29 protein-coding genes and 1 tRNA gene are annotated in these 23,348 nt (G+C 32.7%); 27 read left to right on the top strand and 3 right to left on the bottom strand.

Annotated elements, in window-relative coordinates; all coding sequences use genetic code 11:
- The first annotated feature begins 15 nt into the window (after positions 1 to 15).
- The 6 genes from spoVAC (at position 16) to lysA (ending at position 5,391) form a co-directional block, all read left to right on the top strand.
- The gene (gene spoVAC / locus V7138_RS15135) at positions 16 to 477 is read left to right on the top strand and encodes a stage V sporulation protein AC (RefSeq protein WP_335398787.1); all 462 of its coding nucleotides are present in this window, start codon (positions 16 to 18) and stop codon (positions 475 to 477) included.
- A 22-nt stretch (positions 478 to 499) separates the two neighbouring features.
- Positions 500 to 1,516 carry a stage V sporulation protein AD gene (gene spoVAD, locus V7138_RS15130; RefSeq protein ID WP_335398785.1) on the top strand — a complete coding sequence of 339 codons (1,017 nt, stop codon included), beginning with the start codon at positions 500 to 502 and terminating at the stop codon, positions 1,514 to 1,516.
- Positions 1,517 to 1,519: 3 nt separating this feature from the next.
- Positions 1,520 to 1,870 (top strand): stage V sporulation protein AE, encoded by a 351-nt coding sequence (gene spoVAE, locus V7138_RS15125; RefSeq protein ID WP_335398783.1) that lies wholly within the window; start codon positions 1,520 to 1,522, stop codon positions 1,868 to 1,870.
- Positions 1,871 to 1,875: 5 nt separating this feature from the next.
- Entirely contained in the window at positions 1,876 to 2,478 is a 603-nt protein-coding gene (locus V7138_RS15120) for a stage V sporulation protein AE (RefSeq protein WP_335398781.1), read from the top strand.
- Entirely contained in the window at positions 2,438 to 3,910 is a 1,473-nt protein-coding gene (locus tag V7138_RS15115; protein ID WP_335398779.1) for a spore germination protein, read from the top strand. Before V7138_RS15120 ends, V7138_RS15115 begins: the two co-directional genes overlap by 41 nt.
- A gap of 161 nt (positions 3,911 to 4,071) precedes the next feature.
- Entirely contained in the window at positions 4,072 to 5,391 is a 1,320-nt protein-coding gene (lysA, locus tag V7138_RS15110; RefSeq protein WP_335398777.1) for a diaminopimelate decarboxylase, read from the top strand.
- Between the two features lie 47 nt (positions 5,392 to 5,438).
- Here lysA and V7138_RS15105 read toward each other — a convergent pair whose 3' ends face one another.
- Positions 5,439 to 6,308: a DUF1002 domain-containing protein gene (locus tag V7138_RS15105; RefSeq protein WP_335398775.1), complete on the bottom strand. Its 870-nt coding sequence runs from the start codon at positions 6,306 to 6,308 to the stop codon at positions 5,439 to 5,441.
- Between the two features lie 195 nt (positions 6,309 to 6,503).
- Between V7138_RS15105 and V7138_RS15100 the strand changes: the two genes are divergently transcribed.
- Complete coding sequence (locus tag V7138_RS15100; RefSeq protein ID WP_335398773.1) at positions 6,504 to 6,938, top strand: peptidylprolyl isomerase; 435 nt, start codon at positions 6,504 to 6,506, stop codon at positions 6,936 to 6,938.
- A gap of 421 nt (positions 6,939 to 7,359) precedes the next feature.
- Here V7138_RS15100 and V7138_RS15095 read toward each other — a convergent pair whose 3' ends face one another.
- The gene (locus V7138_RS15095) at positions 7,360 to 8,469 is read right to left on the bottom strand and encodes a tyrosine-type recombinase/integrase (RefSeq protein WP_335398771.1); all 1,110 of its coding nucleotides are present in this window, start codon (positions 8,467 to 8,469) and stop codon (positions 7,360 to 7,362) included.
- A 115-nt stretch (positions 8,470 to 8,584) separates the two neighbouring features.
- Between V7138_RS15095 and V7138_RS15090 the strand changes: the two genes are divergently transcribed.
- The 18 genes from V7138_RS15090 (at position 8,585) to V7138_RS15005 (ending at position 21,055) form a co-directional block, all read left to right on the top strand.
- Positions 8,585 to 9,565, top strand: coding sequence for a site-specific integrase (locus tag V7138_RS15090; protein WP_335398769.1), 981 nt, complete (start codon positions 8,585 to 8,587; stop codon positions 9,563 to 9,565).
- Positions 9,566 to 9,786: 221 nt separating this feature from the next.
- Positions 9,787 to 9,969 (top strand): helix-turn-helix domain-containing protein, encoded by a 183-nt coding sequence (locus V7138_RS15085; RefSeq protein ID WP_335398767.1) that lies wholly within the window; start codon positions 9,787 to 9,789, stop codon positions 9,967 to 9,969.
- Positions 9,970 to 10,024: 55 nt separating this feature from the next.
- Complete coding sequence (locus tag V7138_RS15080; RefSeq protein ID WP_335398765.1) at positions 10,025 to 10,264, top strand: hypothetical protein; 240 nt, start codon at positions 10,025 to 10,027, stop codon at positions 10,262 to 10,264.
- A gap of 21 nt (positions 10,265 to 10,285) precedes the next feature.
- Positions 10,286 to 10,597, top strand: a complete 312-nt coding sequence (locus V7138_RS15075) for a hypothetical protein (RefSeq protein ID WP_335398763.1) — start codon at positions 10,286 to 10,288, stop codon at positions 10,595 to 10,597.
- A 34-nt stretch (positions 10,598 to 10,631) separates the two neighbouring features.
- A complete protein-coding gene (locus V7138_RS15070) occupies positions 10,632 to 10,808 on the top strand; it encodes a hypothetical protein (RefSeq protein WP_335398761.1) in 177 nt (58 codons plus the stop codon).
- Positions 10,809 to 10,884: 76 nt separating this feature from the next.
- A complete protein-coding gene (locus V7138_RS15065) occupies positions 10,885 to 11,025 on the top strand; it encodes a hypothetical protein (protein ID WP_335398759.1) in 141 nt (46 codons plus the stop codon).
- Positions 11,026 to 11,717: 692 nt separating this feature from the next.
- The gene (locus V7138_RS15060; protein ID WP_335398757.1) at positions 11,718 to 12,776 is read left to right on the top strand and encodes a hypothetical protein; all 1,059 of its coding nucleotides are present in this window, start codon (positions 11,718 to 11,720) and stop codon (positions 12,774 to 12,776) included.
- Positions 12,777 to 13,178: 402 nt separating this feature from the next.
- Complete coding sequence (locus V7138_RS15055; protein ID WP_335398756.1) at positions 13,179 to 15,005, top strand: hypothetical protein; 1,827 nt, start codon at positions 13,179 to 13,181, stop codon at positions 15,003 to 15,005.
- Between the two features lie 260 nt (positions 15,006 to 15,265).
- Complete coding sequence (locus V7138_RS15050; RefSeq protein ID WP_335398754.1) at positions 15,266 to 15,478, top strand: hypothetical protein; 213 nt, start codon at positions 15,266 to 15,268, stop codon at positions 15,476 to 15,478.
- A 528-nt stretch (positions 15,479 to 16,006) separates the two neighbouring features.
- Entirely contained in the window at positions 16,007 to 16,537 is a 531-nt protein-coding gene (locus tag V7138_RS15045) for a hypothetical protein (RefSeq protein ID WP_335398752.1), read from the top strand.
- Between the two features lie 112 nt (positions 16,538 to 16,649).
- Positions 16,650 to 17,276, top strand: coding sequence for an HNH endonuclease (locus tag V7138_RS15040; protein WP_335398750.1), 627 nt, complete (start codon positions 16,650 to 16,652; stop codon positions 17,274 to 17,276).
- Between the two features lie 295 nt (positions 17,277 to 17,571).
- Positions 17,572 to 17,646 (top strand) — tRNA-Phe (locus V7138_RS15035).
- Positions 17,647 to 17,698: 52 nt separating this feature from the next.
- Positions 17,699 to 18,112 (top strand): hypothetical protein, encoded by a 414-nt coding sequence (locus V7138_RS15030; protein ID WP_335398748.1) that lies wholly within the window; start codon positions 17,699 to 17,701, stop codon positions 18,110 to 18,112.
- A gap of 74 nt (positions 18,113 to 18,186) precedes the next feature.
- Positions 18,187 to 18,375, top strand: a complete 189-nt coding sequence (locus tag V7138_RS15025; RefSeq protein ID WP_335398746.1) for a hypothetical protein — start codon at positions 18,187 to 18,189, stop codon at positions 18,373 to 18,375.
- A 28-nt stretch (positions 18,376 to 18,403) separates the two neighbouring features.
- Positions 18,404 to 18,574 carry a hypothetical protein gene (locus tag V7138_RS15020; RefSeq protein WP_335398744.1) on the top strand — a complete coding sequence of 57 codons (171 nt, stop codon included), beginning with the start codon at positions 18,404 to 18,406 and terminating at the stop codon, positions 18,572 to 18,574.
- A gap of 653 nt (positions 18,575 to 19,227) precedes the next feature.
- Positions 19,228 to 19,938, top strand: a complete 711-nt coding sequence (locus tag V7138_RS15015; protein ID WP_335398742.1) for a hypothetical protein — start codon at positions 19,228 to 19,230, stop codon at positions 19,936 to 19,938.
- A gap of 67 nt (positions 19,939 to 20,005) precedes the next feature.
- Positions 20,006 to 20,497 carry a hypothetical protein gene (locus tag V7138_RS15010; protein WP_335398740.1) on the top strand — a complete coding sequence of 164 codons (492 nt, stop codon included), beginning with the start codon at positions 20,006 to 20,008 and terminating at the stop codon, positions 20,495 to 20,497.
- A 39-nt stretch (positions 20,498 to 20,536) separates the two neighbouring features.
- A complete protein-coding gene (locus tag V7138_RS15005) occupies positions 20,537 to 21,055 on the top strand; it encodes a DUF2441 domain-containing protein (RefSeq protein WP_335398738.1) in 519 nt (172 codons plus the stop codon).
- Positions 21,056 to 21,148: 93 nt separating this feature from the next.
- Here V7138_RS15005 and V7138_RS15000 read toward each other — a convergent pair whose 3' ends face one another.
- Positions 21,149 to 21,274 carry an aspartyl-phosphate phosphatase Spo0E family protein gene (locus V7138_RS15000; protein WP_335398864.1) on the bottom strand — a complete coding sequence of 42 codons (126 nt, stop codon included), beginning with the start codon at positions 21,272 to 21,274 and terminating at the stop codon, positions 21,149 to 21,151.
- Between the two features lie 1,099 nt (positions 21,275 to 22,373).
- On the opposite strand from V7138_RS15000, the gene V7138_RS14995 reads away from it, so the two are divergent.
- Together V7138_RS14995 and V7138_RS14990 are read left to right on the top strand one after the other, a co-directional pair.
- Positions 22,374 to 22,838, top strand: a complete 465-nt coding sequence (locus V7138_RS14995) for a hypothetical protein (protein ID WP_335398736.1) — start codon at positions 22,374 to 22,376, stop codon at positions 22,836 to 22,838.
- A gap of 48 nt (positions 22,839 to 22,886) precedes the next feature.
- Complete coding sequence (locus tag V7138_RS14990) at positions 22,887 to 23,033, top strand: hypothetical protein (RefSeq protein WP_335398734.1); 147 nt, start codon at positions 22,887 to 22,889, stop codon at positions 23,031 to 23,033.
- The last annotated feature ends 315 nt before the right edge of the window (positions 23,034 to 23,348 follow it).

Here is a 23,348-nt window from a genome sequence, read left to right as displayed (position 1 = left end):
GGGAGTGAACATGAAGTGGCTAATAAGAAAAAAATAAAAGACGATTATAAAAACAGTATTAAAAAGTATCAGCCAAAACCGAAGTATTTTCTAAATTGCTTAAAAGCATTTCTGGTTGGAGGAGCGATTTGCTGTATTGGCCAGGGAATACAGAATTTCTATATGACAGTTTTTCATTTCTCAGAAAAAGATGCTGGAAATCCAACTGTCGCAACACTTATATTAATTTCTGCCTTGCTAACGGGGTTCGGTCTATATGACAAACTTGGGCAATTTGCAGGTGCGGGTTCTGCGGTTCCTGTGACAGGATTTGCAAACTCGATGACAAGTGCAGCGATGGAATATAAAAGCGAAGGTATTGTTTTAGGGATTGCCACTAATATGTTTAAGCTTGCAGGCAGCGTTATTGTTTTCGGAGCAGTTTCTGCGTATATTGTCGGGATTATTCGTTATTTCTTTAATCTCACAATTTCTTGAATGATTAAAGGAGTGGACTAACATGAGGCTAGTTGGAAAACAAACATGGGTATTTGAAAATCAAATTTTCTTGAATTCAACAGGGACAGCGGTGGGTCCAAAAGAAAGCCTAGGTCCTTTAGGCACTAGTTTTGATATCAAGCATGATGATTTGCATTGTGGTGAAAATTCCTGGGAATCAGCAGAAAGAAGGCTTATGGTTGAATCGATAGATTCTTGTCTGCAAAAAGTGAATATAACAAATGACGATATTGACTTATTTTTAGCTGGTGATTTATTAAATCAAAACGTAACGACAAACTATGCGGCTAGACATCATCAAATCCCAGTACTTTGTATGTTTGGGGCTTGTTCAACTTCAATGGAGACACTTGCTGTTGGTTCAGCACTTGTTGATGCCGGATTTGCGAACAGAATCTTAGCTTCGACGAGTAGTCATAATGCAACAGCCGAAAGACAATTTCGATATCCTACTGAATATGGGGGACAAAAGCCGGATACAGCAACTTTTACTGCTACAGGGGCTGGGACTGCTTTAGTGAGTAAAGAGAAGGGGCCGATTCGCATTACTTCTGCAACGATTGGAAAAGTTGCTGATTTAGGAATGACAAATCCATTTGATCTTGGTTCAGCGATGGCACCTGCAGCAGCGGATACCATTACCCGACATTTTAAGGACTTAAATATCAGTCCAGATGAATATGACTTGATTGCGACTGGTGACCTCTCAGGTGTAGGAAGTCCAATTTTGAAGGAAATGGTAAAAGAAGAAGGCTATGATTTGGGAAATACACATAATGACTGTGGGCTGATGCTATATAATTCAGACCAAGAAGTATTCGCTGGTGGAAGTGGCTGTGCTTGTTCAGCAATTGTTACTTATGGCCATATAGTAAAAGAACTTATTAGTGGCAATTTAAACAAGGTTTTTATTGTTGCAACTGGTGCACTTCTTAGCCCAACTATGATTCAGCAAAAGGAAACCATTCCTACAATCGCACATGGTGTAGTTTTGGAACGTGTTCAAGGTGGTGAGTAAGAAATGGAATATTTATACGCATTTTTAGTCGGTGGAGCAATATGTGTGATTGGACAGCTCTTACTGGATTTTGCAAAACTAACACCTGCTCATGTAATGAGTGTGTTTGTCGTAGCAGGATCAATTTTAGATGGATTTAATCTATACGATAATTTAATCAGATTTGCAGGTGCTGGAGCGACTGTTCCAATTACAAGCTTTGGTCATTCACTTTTACACGGTGCGATGCAAAGTGCTGAAGACCACGGGTTTATTGGTATTGCAATGGGAATATTTGAACTAACTTCTGCTGGCATATCTTCGGCTATATTGTTCTCTTTCTTAGTTGCATTGATCTTCAGAGCGAAAGGATAGGATGTATGGATGAAAGTAGAAGGAAAGTAATTCTAGTAACAGATGGGGATGAATATGCACAAAAAACATTAGAATATATCGCAAAAGAGGTTGGGGGACGGTGTATTTCTAACTCACAGGGAAACCCAACCACCTTATCAGGAGAAGAAATAGTGAATTTCATCCTTGCTACGCCTTACAGTCCTGTTTTTGTGATGTTTGATGACAGTGGATTGTTGGGTGAAGGAAAGGGTGAACAAGCCTTAAAATATGTGGCAAATCACCCTAAGATTGATGTGTTAGGTGTTATAGCTGTAGCATCAAAAACCCATCAAACAGAATGGACAAAGGTAGATATTTGTGTTGACAGGGACGGGAACTTAACGGAATACGGTGTAGACAAGAGTGGGATTCCCGAATATGACATTGGTCGAATTAATGGAGATACAGTGTATTGTTTAGATGAATTGGATGTGCCAATAATCGTGGGTATCGGAGATATTGGAAAAATGGCACGAAAAGATGATCTTAAGCTAGGTGCTCCTGTAACGAGAAAAGCAGTGGAATTAATACTTGAAAGGAGTGGTTATGATCGGACAAAAAAAGAAAATGACTCCAATCTCTCCTGAAATAGGTAAAAATGATCAATATTTCGAATCACGTATTGGATTAGGTACTACCAACTTTGATATTGGTGTTCGAAAGTTTAAGATTTTAAATAAGGAAGTTCATCTGTATTTTTTAAATGGTTTGTGTGATACAGCATTTATTGTTCAAATATTAGAAGAATTGGTCAATATTAATGATAATGAGAAAAACTCCAATCAAGCAATCGAAATCATTGAAAATCGCCTTGTCCATCAGCAAGTAAGTACCATAAAAAACTTAGATGAAGCAGTTGATACAATCCTTTCAGGACTTATCCTCTTTTTAATAGAAGGGGAAGATTCAGGATTAGCTGTTGATGTACGGAGTTATCCAGGTAGAACACCACAAGAGCCTGATACCGAAAAAGTAATTCGTGGTGCTCGAGATGGATATGTGGAAAATATTATTGTGAATTGTGCATTAACGAGAAGGAGAATTCGGGATGAAAGGCTCCGGAATGAGATTATGCAGATTGGTGAGAGATCAAAGACAGATATTTGTGTTTCTTATATTCAGGATGTGGCCAACCCAAATTTAGTAAAGATTATCAAAGAGGAACTGAGTAAGATTAATGTAGATGGCTTAACAATGGCCGATAAAACAATCGAGGAATTTATCGTTCATCAAGGTTTTAACCCATACCCATTGGTTCGATATACAGAGCGTCCCGATGTTGCAGCCACTCATTTGCTTGAGGGGCATGTTGTTATAATGGTTGATACATCACCAAGTGTTATTATCACTCCAACAACAATGTTCCATCATGTGCAGCATGCTGAGGAGTATCGACAAGCTCCCGCTGTTGGTACATTACTGAGGTGGACGAGGTTTATCGGGATAATAGCTTCCATATTTCTTTTACCACTTTGGTTCTTAATGGTTCTGGAACCGGATATGATTCCAAAGGCAATTGATTATATTGGTCCAAATGAAAAGTCAAATATCCCAATTGTTGTCCAAATTTTCCTTGCGGATATGGGGATTGAATTTTTAAGAATGGCGGCCATACATACGCCAACACCATTATCAACGGCGATGGGATTAATCGCAGCGGCATTAATTGGTCAAATTGCAATCGATGTTGGATTATTTGGCCCTGAGGTAATCCTTTATGTAGCGATTGCTGCAGTTGGTACATTTGCAACGCCAAGCTATGAATTAAGTGCTGCAAATAAAATAGCAAGATTATTTTTATTAGTCCTAGTCGCTATTTTTAAGGTCCCAGGTTTTGTAATTGGATGTACTGTTTATTTCTTGTTCTTAGCCAATATCCGATCCCTAAATACCCCATATTTATGGCCTTTTTTACCATTTAACGCAAAAGCCTTATTGCAAATTGTAATCCGGACTTCTGTGCCTGGAGCTAAGTTAAGACCCAGTATCGTCCACCCCCAAAAACCTTTCAAACAATAGTTGCACCATATAAAACGTTGTGTTAATCTATTTTTCATAGCACAGCGTTAAAGATGTAAATGACAGCTGATGACTACAAGTGATTAGCTGTCTTTTTTTTTGAAAAGGCGAAAAATGCCGAAGGTCTGGATGATTATCTATGAAGGAATGAGGGGAATTGAATGTTTTTACATGGAACAAGCAAAGTAAATGAAAAAAACCACTTAGAAATTGGTGGTGTAGATACTGTAGAATTAGCAAAACAATATGGTACACCCTTATATGTATATGATGTTGCACTTATAAGAGAACGTGCTAGAAGCTTTCGTGAAACATTTAAACGATTAAATATTCCTGCACAGGTAGCATATGCAAGTAAAGCCTTTTCAACAATCGCAATGGTTCAGTTGGCTCATGAGGAAGGATTATCCCTAGATGTCGTTTCAGGAGGGGAATTATTTACTGCCCTACAAGCGGGTTTTCCGGTGGAGCGAATTCACTTCCATGGTAATAATAAAAGCTATGAAGAACTAGACATGGCGGTTAAAAATAAGATTGGCTGTATTGTTGTAGATAATTTTTATGAACTGTCTTTGTTGGAGCAGGTTTGTATCGAAAATAAAGCATCGATGAAGATTTTATTGCGTGTAACCCCAGGAGTTGAAGCACATACTCATGATTATATTACGACTGGGCAAGAGGATTCTAAATTTGGATTTGGACTTGGAAACGGACAAGCAGACCAAGCAGTCGAGCAGGCAATTCATTCAGAATACTTAGAGTTATTAGGGATTCATTCTCATATTGGTTCGCAAATTTTCGAAACGACTGGATTTTTGGTCGCTGCAGGTAAAATGTTTACAAAACTCAAAGATTGGAAAGACCGCTTCGAATTTGCACCTAAAGTGTTAAATCTTGGCGGTGGGTTTGGGATCCGTTACACAGAAGAAGATAAACCACTTCCAGTATCAGAGTATGTTGAAGCGATTATCGGGGAAGTAAAAAAGTATGCGGATGAGCTTTCAATTGAAATTCCTGAAATCTGGATTGAACCGGGGCGATCAATTGTTGGGGATGCTGGAACAACAATTTATTCTGTAGGGTCTCGTAAAGAAGTACCTAATATTCGTCAATATCTAGCCATTGATGGGGGCATGACAGATAATATTAGACCGGCTCTTTATCAGGCAAAATATGAGGCGGTTTTGGCAAATCGCGTTGAGGACCCTGTTGAAGAAACAGTTTCAATTGCCGGTAAATGCTGTGAATCTGGAGATATGCTTATTTGGGACTTACCATTACCAAAAGCAAACGCTGATGATATGTTAGCTGTATTCTGCACTGGTGCATACGGATACGCTATGGCCAACAATTACAACCGGATTCCAAGACCTGCAGTTGTATTTGTAGAGAATGGAGAGGCGCAACTTGTGGTTCAACGTGAAAGCTACGAGGACCTTGTAAGATTAGACATTCCTTTAAAATCAAAAGTAGTAGAATAGTCCAACAAAAGAAACCCACGAAAATTCGTGGGTTTTCTTAATAATCATTATTTAAAAAGATTTTTGATTGCATCTATTAGGCTAATAAAAAATTCTTTAATCTTATCTAAAAAACTTTGCCCTTCTTCAGATTCAAGAAAGTTTGTAAATTTCTCTTTTGCCAAATTTAATTGATCTCCAACCTGATTCCAATCGATATTTAGTTCCATTAGTTTATTAAATAGGTCCATTAGTCGCTCAATATCTGCATCTGTTAACGTAATGCCTAAGTCATTCGCTGCATTTACAATAATGATTCTTAGTTCTTCATCATTCTTCGGGGCGTTTTTAGCTATTTCATCCTTGATTTTTGCCATTAAGGCAGCAGCATCTTCAGCACCTATTTTCTCACTTAATTTTGTCGTTTCGACCATTTCTTCATTAGCAGCCTGCTTCACATCCTCAGGAATTACTTTGTCTGAAGAAACCTCGTAGGCTTTAATAATTCCAGTTAATGCTGCAGTTCCAGAAACAGCAAAAGGTCCAGTGACATAGATTTTAGCATCCTTCACACCAGCTGTAATTAATGCATTTGCATAGATTTCCTCTGTAATTAAAGTGATATGCTTTGAAATTGTTACATCTAGGCCAGTACCTTCTTCCCCAATCGTAATCGATGTTGAAGAAAGGGCTTTGTTCCCGATTCTGGCCTTTGGTATATAGTTACCAAGGTACTGATGTTCTTCTGCGTTGGTGACAACAACAATTTGCGGATTCTCTGGTGCATTCATTTCATTTAAAATGGCTTCTTTTTGAGCTGGAGTTAAGTCTTCCCCGAGTGTAATAATCACATCTCCAGGTGCAGCGTCTGCGAAGCTAAGTGTTGGAAAAACGAGTGAAAACATCAGTAAAAATGAGAGTATTCGTTTATATCTCAAACTAGTTTCCTCCTTTGATTTTTCAAAAAACAAGGAATACCATCGTCCATATTATATAATATTCTGTACTAAAAATTCCTTTATGACCATGATTGAGAAAAAACACCACCTTTCAGATTGGATTATTACAACCATTTATAGTAAAATGAACTCGTTCAATACATATGGACGAAAGAAAATAAGTGGAGGTTTCAAATGAAAAAAGCTAGCATCGAATTTGAAAATGGAGAAAAAATCGGAATCGAATTATATCCAAATGAAGCACCTGGAACTGTCGAAAACTTTGAAAAGCTTGCAAATGAAGGGTTTTATAACGGACTAACATTTCACCGTGTCATTCCCGGATTTGTTGCCCAAGGAGGATGCCCTCGTGGAAATGGAACAGGCGGTCCTGGTTATACAATAAAGTGTGAAACAGAAGGAAATCCACATAAGCATGTGCCAGGTGCATTATCAATGGCACACGCTGGAAAAGACACCGGTGGAAGCCAATTCTTTATTGTGCATGAGTCACAGCCTCATTTAGACGGGGTGCACACTGTATTTGGTCAAGTAACTGAAGGATTGGATTCTGTATACCGCATTAAACAGGGCGATGTAATGAAAGAAGTAAAAGTTTGGGAAGAATAAGAAAGAAGACACAACAAATCATTCTTGTTGTGTCTTTTTCTTTGTCCTATAATGATTCTTGAGGTGAATGATATGGGTAAAGGAAGATGGACGGTATTTTTTGTTCTGCTCTTCATTTCGATTGTGTGGGGAGTCATTTATTGGCTGTTTATTGTTTAAATAAGGATCTTATATGAGTCTCTTATACATATTTTGTATCATAAAGTATTAAATTCGACAAAATAAGAGTACTTTATGTTATACTGTTTTACATCGCTAAAAGAATAAAATATTTTCCTTCGGGGTTAGGTGAAATTCCTTACCGAATTAGGTGTTATAATTCCTTTGTTATCAAGGGTTTGTGACACCTAATTTAATTTTGGTAGGAAATTTGGTAGGAAATTTGAAATAAATAAAAGCCCTTCAAGGATATAGAAGGGCATTAGTTAAGAAGCTTGTCCAATGCTTTTACAGCATCTTCTTGCATATTTGGCATCATATGTGAATAATTATCTAATGTAATCTTGATTGAAGCATGTCCGAGCAATTCTTGTACTACTTTGGGGTGGACACCTGCACTGAGCAGTAAACTTGCACACGTATGACGTAGGTCGTGGAATTTGATTCTTCTCATACCGGTTTTTTCAATAATTCTATTCCAGAACTTAGTGAAATTTCCTAGTGACACAGGTTTTCCGTTTTCCTGGCATACGACTAAATCATTATCATGGTATTTTTCTGCTTTTAACTTTTCTTTTGCAATAAGAGGACGGTGTTTTTTTAATTCAGACATGACAAAAGGGGAAACGGTAATTGATCTACTTGCATTCTCTGTCTTTCCACCATCTTCCTTAATACGATTTCGAGGTTTCAGTGTTTGAGTAATCCTTAGTTGATTATTATTAAAGTCTATGTCTTTCCATCTAAGTCCTAAAATTTCACCTCTACGCATACCTGTATAAATAGCCAATACAAACATGATTTTTTGTCTATGCTCTAATACACTAAAAAACTGTTTCACTTCTTCTGTAGTCCAATAATCAAACTTTCTCCTTGTAACTTTTGGTTTATCTTCTTTACCAAGTAAATTAAAAGGATTTTTTAAAATTAACTCTTTTCTCTCTGCTGATTTGAATGATGTTTGTACTAGGTTAAATATTTTCTTTACTGTTCCGGCAGCAATACTTTTTTCGTTTAATTTTTTAATAAATTCCTCTAAATGCTGTACGTTTATTTTCTGCAAAGGAATATGTCCCAAAACAGGAATAATATGATTCCTTAAATGACCTTCATTTGTTTCTCTTGTTTCAGGGGATACGTCCTGTTTATTTGCTAACCAATTTGTAACATATTCTGAATAAAGCATCTTTGAAGGATCGATATAAGTTCCTTTTTCCCATGCTACACGTGCTTCAGCTTCTGCATTCCTAGCTTTTGTTTTACCGTCAAAACCACGTTTTTTAATTGTTTTACGCTTGCCGTTGCTGTCTTTAACTTCAAACGCATAATACCAGTGTTCCTTTCCATTTTTCATGTACGGATAAATCGGCATCTTAAATATCTCCTTTTCAATTTAAGTTAGATTTGTTATTATTTAAATATAAAATAAAATTATATTCACAAGTATAAATGTAAAATAAAATTAAGTAAAGAGGAACAGTCTTATTATGTCGAATAAAAATATATACAATTATGAAATTAAGAATGACTTTTTAAATGAGTTCTCGGATAATATAGAATCTCAAAATGTGTACTCTTATATATTTAAAATTAGCAAGCCGATGGAAGAAGCATTGGCAAAAGATTTATGTGAGTTCAATTTGAATGAAATTGGAAATGTAATAAAGTACACTGATCCCTTGAATGTAAATGTAGCCAGAAGTAATGCCAGCAAAATATCATCTTACATACTATGGTCAATAAAAAAAGGGATTCACACAGGTGAAAATCCATTAAAAGAAATAAGGAATGACTGGTTTGATCAATATGTAGATCAGTCAAAGAAACTTTATTTTTCTGAATCGGAAATCATTGGAATGGAAGATAAACTTGTTAATTTTCAAGATAAAATTATACTTCGTCTATTGTTTGAAGGAATAAGTGGACAAAGATTAAGTGAAATTTTAAATATAAAATATGAAGATGTTAACTTTGACAACAATATTCTAAGTTTGACAGATGATAAAAAAGGAAATAGACAACTTACGGTTAGTGATAGATGTATATCTTTTATTAGAAGGGCATTTACTGAAGAAAAATATTACAATAGAAATGGTGAGGCTGAAATTGAACGTAGAGCCTATTCGTTATTAGTACAAAATAATTTCCTTCTAAGAACAAATAAAACTCGAACAACTAATGAGGAAAGAGCAAATGTCCATCTTATATATAGGAGACTATCATTTATAAGTGAATATTTTGGTTATGAAAATCTTACTGCCAAAAGTATTCAAAGATCAGGTATGCTGAAAATGGCTTATGATTTTTATGTTAATAATAAAAAACTTACTAATGAAGATTTGAAGATTATTGCCGAACGCTTTAGTGTAAATAAGACAAAAGTTAATGGTTATGAAATATATTCCTATAGTGTATTACGGCAATTTATAAATGAAGAAAATATAGAGTTATTATATGGCAGCAAATGAGCTGTCATTGTTTTAATAAATGTAAAATAAAATTAAATAAAACATTGACAACTTGAATCTATAAATGTAAAATAAAATTATATTCAAGTTACCCGTAATCTCCTGAGGTTGCTAATGGTTATTATTAATATTTAATAAGTGTAAAATAAAATTAAATATATTTGTCCAAATGTTATAAATGTAAAATAAAATTAAGTAAGAACGTGAGAGGAGGTGAAATAATGTCAAATCAAATCTTAAATAAACCAGTTCTAGATGTTGAGGATATTCAGGAGTATCTTTCAATAGGGAGACGGCAAGCTTATGAACTTGTAAACTCTGAGGCATTTCATGTGGTACGAATTGGGAGACGAATTAAAGTCGGTAGGGATGTTTTTCTTGCATGGTTAAACGGAAATCAGTAATACATAAATTTTTCAATTTACATATCTTACATAACTAATTTTAGGAGGCAGTCAAATGCATGCACCTAGTATAACAATTGATAATAAAGCACTTAACATTTATAAAAAGTTCATGATACAAACAGAATTTATTTTATCAAACAACTTAGAGGACAAATATGTGGATTTCCTTAACACATTAAAATTTGATTCAGCTTGGCTAGAATTTCATCAAGAAATCAATGAAACCATGCAAGAGTATGAAATTACAGAAGAAGAAATTCAGGCAACTATGAAACAACTGTTCATCTTATAAAATTTATTGGGGGTAAAACTAATGGACAAAGTAGTAGACCTAGCAACATTTGAAGCAACTAAGAACAGTCAGAAAAATGAATTTTATGCATTTATTGAAGAAGTAGTGGAGTTAAATAAAGATTTGATTGCAGAAAACATCATTAAGCTTAAACACGATTTTGACCCTTACTTCATTGTTGATACTTATGCATGTCAATGTCTTGCTCATGGATTAAGTAATAAGGATAGTGAATGGTTTTTATCTGCTATCGGTAATGGTAATTTGTTTAATGCAAAATCGTTACTTGTTGATGGTCTATTAAATGAACCTTTAATAAAGCAAGTTTTATAGATAATTAGTTTTTCTTGAAAGGAGGTGAAAGGATATGAAACCAACTGAGGAGATAGTAATGAATCATTTAGGGAAAGTTAATTTACTTCCAGAGGAACTAGCTAAAAGCATCAAAATTGATTTAACCGAATTAGCCAAAGAACAACAACAGAAACAATATGCTGATATAGCAGCAAGAATTGCAAAAATGCAACCACGATTACATAAATAATAAACCGTTATTTAAGAGTTGGTTCATATCATGGACTGACTCTCTACTAAACTACAAAACTTAGGAGGAAAATGAATTGGAAAATCGCAAAGTAGTTAGAGTTTATGAGGATGAATTAAATCAACTTCTTGAACAAAGTAGGGAACTAAGTTTTGAAAGTAATGGATGGAGCAGTATCATTTTTCAATTTGTTCAAAAACACGACTTATTTAAATAATTTGCAACGCATCTGAAGGAATTAAAGAAGGAACAGGAATCAGGTAGCGGTGATATGTATTACGGTGATCTTGATTTTATCCTGTTAGATTATAAGGAATAGATAATATTCGTATTTTGAGGAGGTGAACCTAATGAAAGACAAACAAATTAGTACCACAGAAATGATTGATAATTTGATTGAACAAATTCAACAGCTAGTTGAACTTATAAATATAGATACTTTACAAGAAAATTGAAACTTATAGGTGAAACAATATGCCAACTGGAAAGCAACTAAAACAGATTATCATACATAAAGGCTTTAATCAAAAACATATCTTTGAAGCCGTAGGACTTTCATACAGTGGTCTTAGCGGTTTCCTTAATGGCTGAACGGAAATTTCAAAGTCGAAGTATTACAGACTTCTAGATTGCCTAAATCTCGACTTAGAGTATCCAAGTTTTACTTATAGAAGGAAATAAATAATGAAAAGAGGTAAAACAATGAGTATTAAAAACAAACTGTTCTTTTGTTATGACGTTGCATTACATAGAAAATTACAGGAACTTGGATTTGAGTTAATCACTTGTTCTATTTCATTAAGCAATAAGAAGTATTGGCTATACGAACGTACTGAAGCATTACAGAATGTACTGAAAGGTTAATACAGATTAGTAAGCAAAATAAACACATATACAAAGGAGATTAAAATGCCAAGAGTAAAAAGACAATTAAGAAGTCAGGAAGAAATTAGAAGTTTGTTTGAATCGCAGGGGATTAAATACGTAATGATAAATAATAAAATTATGGATTTGTACCAAAGGGGATATTTCGAATACAAAGTAAAAACAACCGATGAAAAAGGAAATTATATTGAAACAGATGAAGTAAGGAAGGTTAAATTTGATTCTAGAAATCTTGCTCTTTATATCGGTTTGAAGTTCTTAGACAAAATGGAATTTTGGTGCTATGTAGACGAAATTGCAGCATTTATGGGAATGTCCGTAAAGCGAATAAAAGAAAGACTTGAGGAGTTACAGGAAATTAATTTACTTATGAATAATCGTTTAATGAAGGATGGGAAAAACGAATTATTAAAAGAGCCTATGCGTTTTCAGTTAGTAAAAAAACATAAGGATAGAGGATTTGAACGAAATAGGAAGGTAAAAACTTATCGTTGGTACACTCCTTTTGACTGTGAATTGAAAGAAGTTACTAATCCAGAAACAAAAGAAGTGGAATTGAAAGCCCATAAATACTTCATGGTATCGATATATGATTTAGATTTATTTATTAATGGAATATTAGATGAACATGAATTTGCGTTGTATTTGTATCTTGTTCAGTGTTACGACTCTTCGGATAAAGAAAGTAAAGGAATTGCTCAAACTACAAGCAAAATTGCAGAGAATCTAAATGTGAAAGATGTCGATGTGATTCAGAGGAGATTGGATAAATTAATTAATCTTAGGGTTAAGGATAGATTTTGTTTGGAAAATGAGGATTTACCATTAATACATGCTAGTAAGCCGAAGAATTTTAATCATAAACTTATGACCAGACAAGAACCATCATTACACTATTATCCTGTCTATAATGATACAACGATTCAAAAGATACATAATATAGAGCCTGATCCATATCCAGTTGATGAGGAAAATAAAGAGGACACCAACCCGAATAAATTGGACATTGATTTAAAAGTGGACAGTGACTTGGATAATATGGACACTCACTCTAATAAAATGGACGCCAACCTTTTATTTTAGGACACTCGCTTTAATAAATTGGACACCAACTTTTTAAAATTGGACACCTAATTTAATAAAATGGACAGTCAATTACATAAATAGGACAGTGATTCTTATAACTTGGACATCAATCATTCAGTGTCCACAAATAAGCCTTAGAGCGACAAGGGATAGAGCCGTGTCGTTTTCGCTATAAGATATTTAATAAGAGTATATATAAGACAATTTAGAAGATTGATTAACAGATAGTTTAAAAGATGATTCAGAATACTATTCAATAAGATTCGCTAGAATCTTATTAACCTGTTGCCATTCGTCACAGGTTGTTGAACACTATCGTGTTCTGCCACTTAACAGTTTTTGTTTTGTTGTTTTTTTATCAGTAAGCAAGTTAAGCAAATATACATTGGAGGTTAATGAATGAATTTAAATAAATTAGTTCCATTACGTGATAATATATCTCAAGTTGAATTTGATGAAATGGTCAAAAAGGATAAGGTACATTGTAGTCCTGAAAGTTTTCTTGAAAATGGTAATCGAATTAGAAGTAAAGATTATAATTCTAACACTTTAAGTAAATCAGATATTGTACAAGGTTTCAGGAATTATAGAAGTCAGTTAGATAATAATTTGAATTCAGATGAGGAACGAGTATTAGCGGTTAAACAATTAATTGGTGAAGTTGATACTGTGGATGGTTATGATTCTTTTATCAATAGTCACATTATGAGTAAAGCATATGCAGAAAGGCATGGGAATCTTAGTAAAAGTCAACCTTTATCAGAGCATGATCCATTTTCAAAAGGATTAATTACTCTTGAAGATTATATATTTAAAGCAACTAAGAAGGATGAATTAAATGGTTATACTTGGTTGTCGAATGATGCACAAGAGAAAATTATTCAACGTGAGCGATATATCAACTATGAGGAAAGCGATTTTAATAAAGGTAAAGGTAAAGGTATAAGTGAGGATATGCTTGACTCAGCATCATTGGATCATAATCAAAAAGAAATTCTTCTGAAAAGGTTGAGTGAAAAAGTAAAACGAAAACAACGTCAGATATCAGATGGCGATTTATATAAATATCCAGAGTTATTGGAAATGAAAGCATCAATAATTTTACTTCAAGATGAATTAGGGGTTACTGGTGAAGAGAAGGACATAAAGAAAGAAGAATATATTCATAAAGTGGATAAGAAATTAGAAATAGAAAGAAAAAAGGCTTACCAAGCATGGGAGCAAGGTAAACCAAGAATTGACCTTTCACATTTGTACCATTGGTACTGTGAATTAAATACCAAAAAAGAAATTAAAGTGTTAAAGAATCCTAGAAAGTTAGAGTTAATCCGAATTAACTCAGTTACTAAGCCTTTATCTGGTGCAACAGAAGAAGGCAAAAACGAATTAGAAAGAAAATTTCAATCTGTACTTGATTACTATGGTAAGCCAAAGAATGGGCTAGGTCAATATACAAAAGTAAAGAAATTGATAAATGAAGTAGGATATGAAATGCATAAGGTTAGAGAGCAACTTGTAAAACCTATTGAATCTAGGGGATATAAACCAAAGGTAAATGCTATTACATTTGAGAATTCTGCATTAAATATAATTAGAGATACATTTGATATGAGTAATCCAAAACATGTTTATTCGTTATTAAGTTTTCAAACCGAAAGTGAAAAGGTGCATGATGGATATATAATTGAGGTTGATGAAGAGGGTAATGATTCAAAGAAGCAAAAGCAAATCAGAATATCTAATTATTTTCCTGTTTATTCAATGCTGAAAGACAAGTACGGTAATAGACCTGGAAGTGAAATTTATCTGCTCTTAAAACAGTTTAACGAAGCGATTAACGAAGCTTTTAGGCTAGGTGAACTTTCTCCTGTTGAGATGGATATCGTTGCTGTAGTGAAACAAGAGAAGGGTTATTCGATGAATGATAAGAGGATATTAGATAAACATCCGTATATGAGAGCAGTGAATTATATTAAGGAAGTACATAATGTTGAAATGAGTGTTAGAGATATTACATACGCTTTGAAGAATACGATTAGTAAAAGGATTGCACATGCTTATTTAGATCAGGTTGAAGTAGATAAATATCGTACGAAAACTTGCACTTGTTGCGGTAAAGATAAATTAGCAAATGAAAGGAATTTCAGTCCTGATAAGAAGGGTAAACATGGCTTAAAAGCAATTTGTAAAGTGTGTGCGAGAGAAATTAAGAAGGCATATAAATAATACAGTTATTGGCGAAGGGGGTTACTTAAGTGTAATTCCCTTTTTTATTCCAGTTAAAAACATATAAAAATCAAATATAACATACCACAATATATAAAGTCAATAAATAATCTCTATTTTTTTGAAAAAAGTGTACATACTTATCTAATAGTTAATGAGAAGAAATATCCTTACTCATTATTTTTTGTTATAAAACTGAAATAATTTATTAAAATAAATTACTGAATATATTTACTAATTCTGAAAGTGAGGGGAGTTGAATGACAAGAAATGAAATAAATCAACTGTACATGGATAAAAGAAGAAAAGGCCTTTCAAATAAAAAGATTGCTCAAGCAATAGGGTGTAGTCCTAGTTTGATCTCACAATTTTTTAATTTTCAATGTGGACTGTCTTCTGAAAAAGAAATGAAACTTAGACAGATAATTGATACAGCGAAGGAATATAGAACTGTAACAATTCCTATAGATTAATATTCTTGGCCGTATCGGTCTAGTTTATCTAGATCGCCCCGTCTCTCCTCGGCCATTTAAATAATAAGGTTAGACATTCAAACAATTTTGCATAATTTGTTTGATCCTCCAATATTAATATAGTTTTAACCTGCATGAGGTGATTGATGTTTTCTTGACCATACTCAGATGGTAAGTTCTTTCATTTGATCGTGCAGGACATTATGCTTTTGCTTCAACAGTAACATTATTCATTTATATTTCCTCCGCATATAAACTTGCAGGGACTTTCACGAGTCCCTCGTTTGTATGCCTTCCACCTCACTAAATAAGGGACTAATTGGTGTCTGGATTCTTATTTTGAGTTGGAAGTCCGTAAGCATTAAAGGATTATCCAGAGATCTTAGAAGTGCAATCTAATAAAAAAGAAGAATTTTCTGTGCCAAAAACTGTTACAAGTAAAGTGAAGAAAAACAAATTATAATAGATGTGGTAATACAACAAGCAACAAATAAATTTAGAAAATATAAAAGGGAGAGTCAATCAAATATGATTTTAAATAAATTGACGAAGAATTGGAAAAAGAAAATAGCATTTATAGCTGGAGCAATTGCCATCATGGTTATATGTGGCGTTGGTAATGAAATGCAACGTACATCACATAAAGAGGTAGAAGCAGAAACAACATCTATTAATTATAATAACTATTATAACTTATATGAACTGGAACAAAACTATAATGAAATAAGTGATTTGAATAGCGAAGTTCTTGATGTTTATCGTTTTAGTAAATATGATAAATCAAATGGTTATGTTGTTCTTTACGGACAATTAGAAGATTTATATTTTACCTTAGATGAATTCGAGGTTGCACAAGGAGCCAAAGACACATATGATTTATCTGGTTATATTAGCGATGCAGTAATTAATTTAAGAGAATCTGTAGAGTTTGCTATGAAATCACTGAATGCAGATAACCAAATGGAATTAGATAATTATGGATACTTTTTGGACAAACATTTAAAAGAAGGCCAAGAAGCAATTAAAAATGCAAAAACAGAATTAGATCGATTGAAGTAAACGGCGCTAAATAAGCGTCTTTTTTTATTTTCTGAATTAATTTCATGCACCTAGTATACTTAGCTATCTGGATTACTTGAAAGATAAGAACAAGGATGACAGTAATTTAGATATGAATTTTATTCGTTTTTGTGCAAAGGAAGAGTTAATAAAAGATAAATACATTGATTATGAGTTTGTTCCGGTTGGAAATTATGATTTGTTGGAAGTGAAATTGTTGCATAAAATTAATGATTACATAGTTATAAGAGCACCAGAAGGACATCCAAGAGCAATGAGCATTGAAAGTGGTTATCCGATAATTTATGAGCATATATTGGTGGCTGAAAAGATGTTAGGTAGACCCTTAGCAAAGAATGAAAATGTTCATCATATCGACTTTAACCGCGCAAATAATCTACATGAAAATTTGCTTGTAATGGATCATGGGCAGCATAGAAAATTACATGAGTGGATTAATCGAGAAGGCTTACGTGAAGTATTTGAAAGCAAAGATAAATCACATAAAGTTAGAAAATGTGGTTACTGTGATGAGTATTTAGTAAAGAATGCAAAATACTGTGATTTAGAATGTCTTGAGAAACATAGAGAATTAAAGAAAAATGAGAAACCGAGTAAAGAGCAGCTTGATGAAATATTGCAAAGAATGAATAAAACCCAAATTGCAAATTTATTTGGAGTAAATCGAGCAAAAGTTTATCAATGGATAAAGGAATATGAAGATTTAACTGAAGCGTAGTGTGTCAATAGGCTTTTTTATTTTGCTTAAAACTTTAAATTACTGAAAAGAGTGTGAAATTAAATGATAAAAACATTTATTAGTAATTCAATTGACCCAACGACTTATACAAAGTTTTGGTAAGTGGCGTTTATTTATTTTGACCCTGTATTCTTGGCTGGTTTAATTTGTGGAGTATTGTTGATTGTTGCTATATTTTTCTTTTCTGTATGGAAAACGAATATGCAAATGTTTGGACGTAAAAAGAAAGATAAATGAGTTAAGTGTAAATTGAAATACATTTACCATACTTTTTGGACTCGTAGCTTAATGGTTAGAGCAACCTGTAGAAATACAGAGTGGATTACCAGTTCGAATCTGGTCGAGTTCACTAAATTATTATATAAATGATATAATAAGCGTAAAAAATGGATGTGAACGTATTGGATATTAACTATATAATCATTACAGGTCTTATATCGGATGTGGTAGGTGCTATTTTATTAGGAATAGCGTTCTTTAAAGTGAAATATAAAGTTATAGTAAAACAAACAATTCCTATTGCGGGAATACATCCTTTGATTTTCAATAGTTTAAATGAACAACAAGCTTACGGGAAAGTTGGAACTTTATTTTTAATTTTTGGTTTTTTACAGCAAATGCTTGGTAATTTTATTATAATTAATCAGTTTCATTTATTCTTTGGGTTAGTTTTGTTCATCAATCTTCTTATATATATTTTTCTGTTTATTTATAAAAACACATTAATAAAACGTAACTTAACAAAAGTGAAATTGGAGTACGATGCATTAAATCAAGAAGAACAAAATGAATTAGAAATGTGGTATGGTAAATAAATTCTAGCAGGACTTTTGTCACTCCTTGGCGAATATTGGAAGTGTTAATAGTATTTGTTAGAGGAGTGGAGATAATGAGTCAACCGACAGAATACAAGGTAACTTTCTTTTATGTAAATAGTAAATTTGAAGAATTTACTATTGCACCATATGAGGGAATACCAGAGATTAAGAGTAACCTTAATAAAGGTGGTTGGTTTGAAGTTTCGGGTAGAACTATGGTTAATCTAAACAATGTTGTAAAAGTTACCATAGAAGATTAGTTGAAACTATCATTAGGAGTTGGAAATATTGGATGATATATTAGCAAGACTAAATGAGTTAAATGAGGGACGTTCTCATGAAGATGGGCTCGTTGATCATATTACAGCTATTGTTGCATTGTTAATTGAAAAAGGTGTTTTTACTAAGGAAGAGTATTATAAAACCTTAGTAGAAGCAATTGAAGATCAACATAAATAATTCATTAAGGCATCCATACATTGTTTTGGGTGTCTTTTTAATGTAGTGATGATATGACCCTTATGAGTTCGAATTCACTAGCATGACGAATAAAAAATAAGACCTTGAAGGTGGAAAGTCATCAAGGTCACATACATGTAAATGTTTTATGTTAGATATTTAGAAATCTATTAATGTAAAATCCTGGTCGCAATTTTTCAGTAAACCCATAGAATAAAATGTTTTGGTTAAGATAGGTATATTGTATCCTTCACCTAGTTCATAAAACATGTAGGGTTTTGAACAATACAAAAATGGATCAATAAATAAAAAAGGAACAAAACCAACAAAGAAATAAGCAATTACATAAAAATAAAGAAAAAAGTATAGACTTTTGTCCAAGAGTTTTTTAATTACAAAATAATATAGCAGTCCTAGATAAATGGCAACAAAAATAAGTCCAAAAATACCTATTTTCATCCAATAGTAAGCAAACAAGACGATAATTGAAAATACGAACATTATCCAATACACTGCCATTGTGGGCTTAATTCGTCCGTAAATATATAGCATAAATACCCCTCCATATATAAAATTTACCATATACAAAGAAGGAAAAGAACTCCTTTTGTTGAATATTGGAAATGCGAATATTTGATGGGAGATGTGTTTAGTTGAGTAATAATGAATTAAGTATTGTTGATAATGTAGTTAAAAATACCATAAAAAAAGAATTATTAGCGAAATACAATGGAAATACCGTTATTAGGAGCTTAGTACAAATTGTGCCTTTTGGTTCAATTGTAGATTTAGCGCTAACTAATTCATATAATAATATTTTAATAGAGCGTGCTAAATGTTTCTATGATGAATTAAATTCAGGTACAGTGGAGTTAACAACAGAGATTATAGAGTCTGAAGAATTTCTACATGCTTATTTTTCTACTTTTAAAGCGGCACTATTTACGAAGCAAAGAGAAAAAATTAGATTTTTTGCGAGATTGTTCAAAAGTGGATTACCTAGTGGGCAATTGAGTAAAGCAGACGAGTATGATGATTATTTAAAAATTCTAGATGAATTAACTTTTAGGGAAATTTATTTTCTCTTTACGTTAAAAGAAATTGAAAAAGAGACAGGTGGATTTCACAATGATGCAAAAATAAATCATTGGAAACAGTTTGAGGAAACAGTTTATAGGGATATAAAAATTACACCTGATGAATTAAAAGCCTTGGTCGTTAGGATGGTTAGAACTGGTTGCTTTATGGAACAACATGCATTTGTCGGCGGAAGTCATGGTGGTTATACAACAGTTGTATTTGATAAATTATACTCCTTAATTAAATTGAAAGATGAAGATTTAATATTTTATAGAAAATTGTAAAATAATAGTAGGATTTTTGTCACTCCTTGGCGAATATTGGAAATGTAATTAAATATTTGGTGAGGGAGTGTTTGTTCTGGAAAAGTTAGAGGTAGTTGTAAAAGAATTAATGGACAACATTGAGGAAGAGTATGTTTTAGTATCATCATTAGCTCAATCTCATAGAGCAATAGTCGATAAACAGGAAGAAAAAATTAGAGATACTGTTCGAAAATTATTTCCGGTAATGCATGTAATTAAACAAAAAGGTTATATGTTTAAAGGAAAAGATACAGATTATATGAGTGCTAGAGGCCCTGTATTATATCATGATACTAGAGAAAGTGAACTTTATGTTTTCGATGTTGAACAAGGTATGCCTGTAATAGTTGATTTGTACAATCCTAAAGAAAAACCAAAAAATATTACATTTAGAAAGTTGTTAGAAGATGTACCTTTTCCACAAATAATGGATAGTTTATTACTGGTTTTAACTCATCACAGATTCTTACAAAAAGATTATCAAGAATCAATCGATGAATTAGAAGCTGAATTAAATGCTTATGAAAATATATTTTAATGATACTCCTATTCTTTAAGTAGTCGAGGACTTCTCATTATGGATATTGTAACTGGGTTGAAATTGTATCATATAAATACAAATAAAGTTTCCAAGATATATGTCGAAGGTGAGGAAATAATTACACCCACAAATGGTTATAACCGTTTCTTTGGGGATTATGATGTTAAGGATGTTCGTTACGTAAATACCATAGAGTCATTAGGCCAAGGACTTACGTACTATTGGCATTTTGCAAGAGAAACAATATTTGAAGAAATCAGGTTAAATGTAAATAAAGATTTACCCTCAAGACAGAAGTGTATTTGGCTAAGTAGTGGGAATGAAATCGAATATTGGAAACATGAATTAAATTTTAACTCATTTTATTGTCAATTATTAGAACTTGAATTACATGGAAAGTTGTTTAAGTGTGATTCTCTTTTTGTAAGTGGTGGAATAAAAAAGTTAAATGATGTAAGAATTGATGCGACAAATTACTGGAATCAAGAAAAAAGTGATCAAAGTAAAATTGAATACTTGTTCGAAGGTAAAGCAATTGTATCAAAAGTACTTTAAGCACTCCTTAATAGGGTGCTTTTTTATATGGAGATGAAAAACGGTGTCACTATTGAAATACAATTGTAGAAAACGTAGGACACCTATAGGTTATTAATGGATTTGAAACTTTTTGTAAGCATTTAATAACCTATCGAGTTCTTGACTACATTTAATTGTTTTACTGTTTAATAGACCATTTGAAGTAGCAAGGCGAATCATTTCATCTCTTTTTCGCACTATTGATAAAATAAGAGTTTCTCTATTCGGTTGCGTACTTTCCTGTAACAATTATTACACCTCTTTAAAGATTTATAACTTTACTTAAAATCAAATACAAACAATATTATGCAAAATTTTTAACATAAGTAAAATACTTTCGACAAAATATGTCAAAAGAAGATGTGAGATATGTGACAAAAATGTGACAGAAATAATCACCTCTTTACAAAAAGGTTATAAATTGGTAATTTCTAAAATAGGCTCTCAAACAGGTCTTAGGGGGTCTTTTTTTAGATGAAAGTTGGTACAAGAGTAGAGTATCAAGACAAGATGTATACAATCTTTTTTATGTATGACAATGGTTACTGTGAAATCATGGACGAACAGATGAACTATAGGATTATTTTAGTTGATCTGTCCAATATAACACCCCTAGAATAGACAGAAAATTTGATTGGCCTGTTTGAGAGTTCTTGAACATTAATATATATTTCTTGATTTTCACCTACAAATCTTTGTGGGTGTTTTTTATTGGAGTGAAAAGAAAATGTTTAACGATACAATGAGACAAAATTTACAAGCTATGCAGCAAAAACAACAAGAAGATCAAGCGTGGAAAGATGAATTGTTAGCGACTTTGAAAAGTATTGATGAGAGTTGACTACTTTAATTACTAAAAAGTAAATAAATGAAATTAAGGCATCCATAAATTGTTGTGGGTGTCTTTTTTAATGAATTCCATATTTAACCGATATATATTTTGGAGGTGCGATATGGAAAAGATAATAGGTGCTTCAATATACTGTTTGATTTTTGGAGTAATTGTCCCACCAATATTATATATTGTCATATTTGGAATACATACATTTTTTTGGCATGGTCATAATTATGATACGGCAAATTCGATATCCGACTTGTTTTTTAATTGGTCAGGATATTTGAATACGTCTATAGTAGTAGCAATTATTTATTTTATATGGATGATATTTAGTAAAGAATCTTGAAGCGCTCAATAATGGGTGCTTATTAATGAAAGAAAGATTTTTAATTAATTGTCAATCATTTCAAATTGCATTATCATAAACTAGTATATTTGTACTAGGAGTGAAGATGGAATATGGCGAAATGGGAAGTAAGAAAAGTGGATGATGATGCAAGTGCAGGGTTGATAGGGTTTGGATTAATTATTGGAATCGGACTTATTATTTATTTTATTGTTCAATTTTTTCAGAGTCTCTATATACTTCCAATCTCTGATGAAGACCTAAAATCGAATGACTATAGAGAAAAGGCATTTCAAATTTCAAGCGATTATGCCAAGGAGTATGTTTATAAACAGTGGGGTTTAGAGGGTTTTACTGAAGAACAAATTGACGTTAGCGTTGCAGAAGAGTATCAAGCAACCTACGAAGGTGATCGTACATACAAGGTAATTACAACTGTTAGTTCTAAGAGAAAGTCTGATATACAAAGAATAAAAAGTAACATGGAAATAATTATTCAGCTAGACGAAAAAAGGAAGAATTTAATATTTAAAGATTGGGAGATCGTAAATATTAATGTAAATAGTGTAATTGAATAATAATTTGAAGGCACTCATTTGAGTGCTTTTTTATATGGAGTTGATTAGATGGATTATGCTAAAGTAACTCAAGTTATTGAAACAATCTTAAAAAGAAAAGGTAACGGAAAAGATGACCCAATAAGAATAATTACTCAGTATTGGTCATTAGATGGTGAATTATTATTTGAATTCGATCCTTTGGAGGGAAAATAATTGTTATTAGCGTTTCAGATAGTTTTATTTGTAATTATTGGATTGTGTGTATTATTTGTTTGTGATGATCCGATTAAAGAAAATAAAGTTCATTATTCAAGTATCAGTATTGCTGGAATATTGGCCTTGTGCTTTTCGTTTTGGATTAGTTAGATGGCTATTAGGACTATCAAGTGTACAGCGTGTCCGTCTAAATTTAAAGTACCAAAAAAGCTTAATAAGCCTTATATCGGACTTTATAGGGACAGATCTGTTTTCCACTGGTATTACACTTGCAAAAGTTGCGACCATGTTCATACGGTTAGATATTGGAAT

This window comes from Bacillus sp. JJ1533, from assembly GCF_036965045.1.
In the GTDB taxonomy this organism is placed as follows: Bacteria; Bacillota; Bacilli; order Bacillales; family Bacillaceae_L; genus Ferdinandcohnia.
Note: the sequence above shows the minus strand (reverse complement) of the source record. Positions and strands in the feature narration are given on the sequence as shown.